1 pseudogene is annotated in these 676 nt (G+C 68.3%); it reads left to right on the top strand.

From position 1 onward, the window contains the following. A pseudogene (locus ACYVDE_RS25210) lies at window positions 1–676 on the top strand (hypothetical protein); the annotation flags it as partial.

The following is a 676-nucleotide window of genomic DNA, read 5'->3' as shown; positions in this document are numbered from 1 at the left end:
CGCGCCCGCGCCCGGAGTGGCGGCCAGCCCGGCGTACCTACGGGCCCAGTCCGTGGCGGCCCGGCGGCTCAGTACCATCCTGGCTTCGCAGCCCGATGTGCAGTTTTTTGCCGAAGGCGGAACCTGTGTGGCCGGCCTGGAGAATACCGTGGCTTTCAAGGCCGTCGACTACGCAGGCAATGGCCTGCAGGTAGACGGGCAGGTGTTCGACGAGCAGGATAAGCCAGTGGCCACGTTTCGCAGCAGCCACCTAGGTATGGGCTCGTTTTCGCTGACACCCATGGCCGGCCAGCGCTACTACGCGGTGGTGTCAGCGGGCACTAGTTCGCTGCGGGTGCCGCTGCCGGTCGTGCAGCCGGCCGGCTACACGCTCCACGTCGTCACGCTGGCCAGCGCATTTCTGGTTACGGTGCAGCACCGGGGTGGCCCGGGCGGCATGGTGTCCTTGCTGGGGCAGGTGCGGGGCCAGGCCGCCTACACCAGCTACGGCGAGCTCAGCGCCGAGCACGAGCTCTACACCACGCGCATTCCAATGAGCCGGTTTCCGGCCGGAATTGTGCAGTTCACGCTCTTTGATGCCCAGGGGCTGCCGCTGGCCGAGCGCCTGGCGTTTGCGGCTGGTACCCCGGGCCTGCGCGTAACGCTCACGCCCGACCAGGCCAGCTACGGGCTGCGC

The organism is Hymenobacter agri (assembly GCF_054778495.1).
The sequence above is the reverse complement of the archived record's forward strand: the minus strand, read 5'-3'. Positions and strand labels throughout refer to the sequence as shown.